2 protein-coding genes are annotated in these 1,298 nt (G+C 68.2%); one reads left to right on the top strand and one right to left on the bottom strand.

Annotated features, from left to right (window positions below):
- A partial coding sequence (locus AC1DO7_RS41320) for an acyl-CoA dehydrogenase family protein (protein ID WP_477117580.1) occupies window positions 1-558 on the bottom strand: 558 nt, incomplete at its 3' end.
- Window positions 559-906: 348 nt separating this feature from the next.
- On the opposite strand from AC1DO7_RS41320, the gene AC1DO7_RS41315 reads away from it, so the two are divergent.
- Window positions 907-1,298: Bug family tripartite tricarboxylate transporter substrate binding protein (locus tag AC1DO7_RS41315; protein ID WP_477117579.1), on the top strand; the 392-nt coding region annotated here is incomplete at its 3' end.

Here is a 1,298-nt window from a genome sequence, read left to right as displayed (position 1 = left end):
GGAGATGCCTTCCTGCGGCTTGACCTCGGAGTCGGTGCGCACCAGGCAGAAGATCCAGTCGGCGAAATGCGCCATCGTGGTCCAGGTCTTCTGGCCGTTGACGATGTAGCGGTCTCCCTTGCGCACGGCGCGCGTCTTGAGCGAAGCCAGGTCGGAGCCGGAGCCGGGCTCGGAATAGCCCTGGCACCAGAAGTCTTCCACCGTGGGGATGCGCGGCAGGAAGCGTTCCTGGTGCTCGGGGCTGGCGTACTTCATCAGCACCGGGCCGATCATGGTGAGGCCGAACGGCAGCAGGCGCGGCGCGCCGGCGCGGAAGGTCTCGATCTCGAAGATCAGGCGCTGCAGCGGGGTCCAGCCGGTGCCGCCCCATTGCCTGGGCCAGGTCGGCGCGCCCCAGCCTTGCGCGTGCAGCACGCGGTGCCAGCGCACGTAGTCGTCTTTCTCCACGCGCTGGTGCGCCAGCACCTTGTCGCGGATATCCGCCGGCAGGCTGGCCTGCACGAAACTCCGAACCTCTTCGCGGAACGATTGCTCCGCGGCGTTGAAACGCAAATCCATCTGCTTGTCCCCTCGGTTGGGAAGGCCGGCCGCGGGCCGCGCGCACATGCGCCACGGACCACGGTCGCCTCCGCGATACGGTGCTCCGATTCTATGGGGGGCAGGGGATTCGCTGGTTCCGCAATGGCAAAGCCGCTCTTCGGCCTGCCGGAAGCGTTCGGCCGCGCCGGGCCGCGCGCCGCCAAGGGTTTGCACCAGGGCGCGCACCTCCTGCGTCATGCCGGCGCTGCTCCCCGCCGTCCCGAACACGGCCTTAAACAAATCCAAATGGCGCCCCTGCGGCGCCTGACTCACACTGGCGCTGTTCCATCGCAGCAACATCACAATTAACGCCGAGGAGACAGGCGAATGTCACGCTGGACCACACGTTGCACCAGGCTGCTCGCGCTCTGCGGCTTGCTGGCGGCCACCGCAAGCGCGTTCGCGGCTTATCCGGACAAGCCGGTGCGCCTGGTCGTGCCCTTCCCGCCGGGCGGCGCCACCGACCTGCTGGCACGCGAGGTCAGCCATGCGCTGTCGGTGCGGCTGGGCCAGCCGGTGGTGATCGAGAACCGCCCCGGCGCGGGCGGCAATATCGCCGCGGTGTCGGTGGCGCGCGCGCCGGCCGACGGCTATACGCTGTTTTTCGGCACGTTCGGTTCGCTGGCCGTGAACAAGAGCCTGTACGACAAGCCGGGCTACGACCCGCTCAAGGATTTTGCGCCGGTAGCCTCGGTGGCCTACCTGCCCAATGTGCTGGT

This window comes from Cupriavidus sp. 05N40, from assembly GCF_056397305.1.
This window is presented reverse-complemented; position numbering and strand designations above follow the sequence as displayed.